A 5,252-nucleotide genomic window follows, 5' to 3' on the forward strand; every position below is an offset into this window, starting at 1 on the left:
TCGAGTACATCGAACTGTTCTACAACCCGAAGCGCAAGCACACCAACAACGGCATGCTGTCACCCGTTGACTTCGAAATCAGACAGCACAAACTGAACACGGCAGGTGTCTAGGAAACTAGGGGCACCTCAGGCTGCGTCTTGCGCGACAAAGCCGCCTCAAGCCCTCATTCCACAGGTTGACAGCAGGTACGCAGAACCGTCGAAAGGCTCGTGTCCATCGCTTCGGTGACCCGGTATCGCCCTAATGCGGGACTTACACCGTGAGCAATGTCCGGGATTTGACCAGTCGATGCGCCGCATCCCGGCCCGTTTGGATCATCTTCTCCAAATCGGTCCGATCTTTTCGGGTCAACTGAACCACAAACGTCGCCGCACGACCCCGATTGGCCGAAAGGGTCCCTCCCAAACTTGCCAGAAGGGATTCAGAAATAACGCAAGCAACCAAATAAAGAGACGCAATGGCCTAGGATAAACGTGAATAAGCACGTTTAACGCGACGGATCGGAATTGACGATTCAATCGCCGCGACACCGGGAACCTTAGTGAGCCTTCGTGTCAGAAAGTGTTCAAATTCAACCAAGTCGGCAACTGCAACCCTGAGCAGGTAGTCCCGACTCCCGGTCATCAGCCAGCAGTCCAGCACTTCCTCGTATTTTTCGACCGCCTGCTCAAACGCCTGCAGGCGGTCGTCCACTTGATGGTCAAGTTTGATCGAGACAAACACGCTGAATGGAAAGCCCATGCGGGCCTCATCAACTTCGGCGTGGTAGCCCCGGATAAACCCGTTTTCCTCCAGTATCCGGACCCGACGTGCACAAGGAGACGGCGACAGGTTCACGCGACCGCTCAGTTCCTGGAGAGTCAAGCGAGCATCATGCTGCAACTCCCGAATGATTGCGTGATCGATTAAGTCAAGATCGCTTGGCTTCACGGCGGAAATCCTATCATTTTTGAACATTCTTCGCTGTTATCACCACTAATTCCCATAATTCCTAGCCACTTTAGTGAGAATTTATAGTCAAAGCGCGATAAAGTGTCGTGAAAGAAAAGAGCCCCGAGATCATGACCCGCACCATGCCAAAAATCACGCACCAAGACGCCGACCCGACTGAAACCGCCGAATGGATCGACGCCCTGCAGGGCCTCACCGATCACGCCGGGCCGGAGCGGGCGAACTTCGTCCTCAACGAACTGCTCGATCATGCGCGGCACCTCGGCGTGACGACCAGCGGTCTGCCATATTCGTCCTACCGCAACTCGATACCTACCTCGCGGCAGCCCGCCTACCCCGGCGATCTCGAGATGGAAGAACGGCTCACATCGATCATCCGCTGGAATGCTCTGGCAATGGTCGTGCGCGCCAACCGCGCCTATGGCGAGCTTGGCGGCCACATTGCGTCCTACGCGTCCGCGGCAGAGATTTTTGAAGTCGGCTTCAATCATTTCTTCCGCGCCCGCGGCGCCGATCACGCGGGCGATCTCGTCTATTTCCAGCCGCATTCGGCGCCCGGCGTCTATGCACGCGCCTTCCTTGAAGGGCGGCTGTCCGAAGACGATATCGCGAATTACAGGCAGGAGGTTCCCGGCAAAGGATTGTGCTCCTATCCGCATCCCTGGCTGATGAAAGACTTCTGGCAGGTGCCGACTGGTTCGATGGGGATCGGGCCCCTCAGCGCCGTCTACCAGGCACGGTTCATGCGCTATCTCCAGGCGCGAGGCCTGGCCGAGACCGAGCAGCGCCATGTCTGGGGCGTTTTCGGGGACGGCGAAATGGATGAACCGGAATCCATCGCCGGCCTGACCCTTGCGGCGCGTGAGAACTTGGACAACCTGACCTTCATCGTGAACTGCAACCTGCAACGGCTCGACGGGCCGGTGCGCGGCAACGGGCAGATCATTCAAGAACTGGAGTCGCTGTTCGTCGGTGCCGGATGGAACGTGATCAAGGTGCTTTGGGGCTCGGAGTGGGACGGCCTCTTCGCTGCCGACACTAACCATGTGCTGCTGCGCCGCTTCGCCGAGACGGTCGATGGCGCATATCAGGACCTTGGGTCGAAGGCGGGGGATTACAACCGTGCCAAGTTCTTCGACGTCGATCCAGAAAGCGCCGCGCTTGTCCGCCATATGAGCGATGATGATATTCACAAGCTCAAGCGTGGCGGCCACGACCTGCGCAAGCTTCATGCGGCCTTTGCTGCGGCCAAGGCCCACAAGGGCCGCCCGACCGTCATTCTGACCAAGACCAAAAAGGGGTATGGGATGGGTGGCGCCGGTGAATCGCGGATGACCGCGCACCAGGCCAAGAAGCTTGATGTCGAAGCCCTGCTGGCCTTCCGCGACCGCTTCAATCTGCCGCTGTCCGACAAGGCCGTCGAGAACCTCGAATTCTACAAACCCGCGGATGACAGCCCGGAAAGCCGCTATCTGCAGGAACGCCGTTCCGCCCTCGGCGGTTACCTGCCGCAACGGTCGGCAAATGCCTCGACCCCGGCACCGGCACGTCCGGACACCGCGTCCTATGCCGGCTTCGCTCTGAATGCGGACGGCAAGGAAATGTCGACCACAATGGCGGCCGTCCGGATGATGGGCAACCTTTTGAAGGACAAGGCCTTTGGGCCGCGCATTGTCCCCATCGTCGCCGACGAGGCGCGCACCTTCGGCATGGACAACCTGTTCCGCCAGATCGGCATCTATGCCCCGCAGGGGCAGCTTTACGATCCCGAGGACAAGGGATCGATGATGTTCTACAAGGAGGCGGCCAATGGCCAGCTTCTGGAAGAGGGCATCACCGAAGCCGGTGCGCTGAGTTCCTGGACCGCTGCCGGAACCGCTTATTCGGTGCATGATACCGAGCTTCTGCCGATCTACATCTACTACTCCATGTTCGGTTTCCAGCGGGTCGGCGACCTGATCTGGGCTGCCGCCGACCAGCGCACACGCGGCTTCCTTCTGGGCGCGACCGCGGGGCGCACGACCCTTTCGGGGGAGGGCCTGCAGCATCAGGACGGCTCCAGCCACATGGCCGCCGCCACAATTCCCAACTGCCGCGCATATGACCCGGCCTTTGCCTATGAGCTCGCGGTCATCATGGAACACGGCATGACGCGGATGATCGACGAGAAGAGGGACGAATTCTTCTACGTCACCGTGATGAACGAGAACTATGCCCAGCCCTCCATGCCCACCGGCGTGGAACAGGACATCGTCCGCGGTCTCTACAAGCTGTCGTCCACCCGGCCCGAGGCGTCGGCGCGGGCGCGCCTGATCGGCTCCGGCACGATCCTGCTGGAAGTTCAGGCCGCCGCCGAGATCCTCGAGAAGGACTTCGGCATCGCGACGGAGGTCTACTCGGCCACCTCCTTTACCGAGCTAGCCCGGGACGCGATGTGCGTGGAACGCAGGAACCGCTTCCGCGACCCTGCGCTGCATGAGACGAGCCACTTGGAACGGTTGCTCGCAGGCGATCAGCCGGTGATCGCGGCTAGCGATTATGTCCGCGCCTTCCCCGGCCAGATCGCGCCCTATCTGCGGGCCCCGCTGACCATCCTCGGCACGGACGGTTTCGGGCGATCCGCCAACCGCAAGGCGCTGCGCCGCTTCTTCGAGGTGGACCGCCAGCACATCGTCATCGCCGCGATACAGTCGCTCATCCAGCGCGGGGATGCCACGCCCGACCTGCTTGCCAAAGCCATCGCGGACTTCGGGATCTCGGCGGATACCGATGCGCCCTGGACACTGTGATTGGAGACCGAAATGAGCACTATTATCGACATTCGCGTCCCCGACATCGGTGACTTTAAAGACGTTCCCATCGTCGAAATCCCGGTTTCGGTCGGTGACACGGTTCAGCTGGACGACACGTTGATCGTCGTGGAGTCCGACAAGGCCACGCTCGATGTGCCGAGCTCACATGCAGGGCGAATCTTGGAACTCCTTGTCGCCGAAGGATCGCCGGTCAGCGAGGGCACGATCGTGGCCCGCCTCGAAATCACGGCCGCTCTGGATGCAGGCACACCTACCGCAGCGCCGACGGCGGATGCGGCGGCAGCTTCCCCGGCACCAGTCGCAGCGACCACCGCGGCAGTTGAGGCCCAGACGCCCGCTCCGGCGACGGCACCGATCAGCGCTATGCCGCCGGTCGGTGCACTGGCCCCCAATCGATCTGTCTATGCGTCGCCGTCGATCCGCCACTATGCCCGCAAGCTGGGCGTGAGCCTTGCCGAAGTGACCGGCACCGGGCCGAAGGCGCGCATCCAGCGCGAGGATGTCGAGACCTTCGTGAAGGCTCGCATGACCGGCGCAGCCGCTACCACGGCCGCTTCCGGCGCGCCAATGTCGCCGATTGCCGGTCTGCCGGACTGGCCCAAAGAGAACTTCGAGAAGTTCGGTCCCGTTGAACGCGTTGCCCTCAGCCGGATCGTCAAGATTTCCGGCCCCGCGCTGGCGCGAAACTCGATCATCATTCCGCATGTCTGCAACTTCGACAAGGCGGACGTCACGGACCTTGAGGATTTCCGCAAGCGCCTGAACGCCGAAGGGACCAAAGACGATCCAAAGATTACCCTTCTCGCCTTCACCGTAAAAGCGGTGGTCTCGGCGCTGAAGGCGTATCCCAAGTTCAACGCCTCGCTCGACGGGGACGAAATCGTGCTGAAGCGCTACTGGAACATCGGCGTTGCGGCCGATACGCCCGAAGGGCTGGTAGTTCCGGTCGTGAAGTCCGCCGATCAGAAAAGCGTGGCCGAGATCGCCGCCGAGATGGCGGACCTCGCGGCTCAGGCCCGCTCGGGCAAGCTGAAGAGCGAGGCGATGCAGGGTGCGACCTTCACCATATCCTCGCTTGGCGGGATCGGCGGCACCGGCTTCACACCGATCATTAACGCTCCGCAGGTCGCGATCCTTGGCATGACGCGCGCCGAGATCCAGCCGGTCTGGATCGACAACGGCGTCCAGCCACGGCTGATCCAGCCCGTCAGTCTCAGTTGGGACCACCGGGTCGTGGACGGTGTCGCCGCCGCCCGGTTCCTCCAGCATGTCTGCCGTGTCCTGAGCGATTTTCGGCGTGTTTCGATCTGAGGATTCACCATGATTACTGAAATCCGCATCCCCGAGATCGGCGATTTTTCCGATGTGCCGGTCATCGAGATCCTGGTCGCGCCCGGCGACACCATTGCTGTCACTGTACCCTAATTAATCAGATTCTGCGGATTGGAAGCGTTTTCGGCAGATTCTGTACCCTTAATTGCAATA

General features: G+C 60.9%; 3 protein-coding genes. 2 read left to right on the top strand and 1 reads right to left on the bottom strand.

The window, feature by feature from the left end; genetic code table 11:
- Positions 1–465: 465 nt before the first annotated feature.
- A complete protein-coding gene (locus tag ACN0S5_RS24035) occupies positions 466–960 on the bottom strand; it encodes an Lrp/AsnC family transcriptional regulator (RefSeq protein WP_417211768.1) in 495 nt (164 codons plus the stop codon).
- A 104-nt stretch (positions 961–1,064) separates the two neighbouring features.
- On the opposite strand from ACN0S5_RS24035, the gene mdeB reads away from it, so the two are divergent.
- Positions 1,065–3,743 (top strand): alpha-ketoglutarate dehydrogenase, encoded by a 2,679-nt coding sequence (gene mdeB / locus ACN0S5_RS24040; RefSeq protein ID WP_417211770.1) that lies wholly within the window; start codon positions 1,065–1,067, stop codon positions 3,741–3,743.
- A gap of 12 nt (positions 3,744–3,755) precedes the next feature.
- Entirely contained in the window at positions 3,756–5,078 is a 1,323-nt protein-coding gene (locus ACN0S5_RS24045; protein ID WP_417211771.1) for a 2-oxo acid dehydrogenase subunit E2, read from the top strand.
- Positions 5,079–5,252 lie beyond the last annotated feature (174 nt).

Source organism: Antarctobacter sp. (genome assembly GCF_048262615.1).
In the GTDB taxonomy this organism is placed as follows: Bacteria; Pseudomonadota; Alphaproteobacteria; order Rhodobacterales; family Rhodobacteraceae; genus Antarctobacter.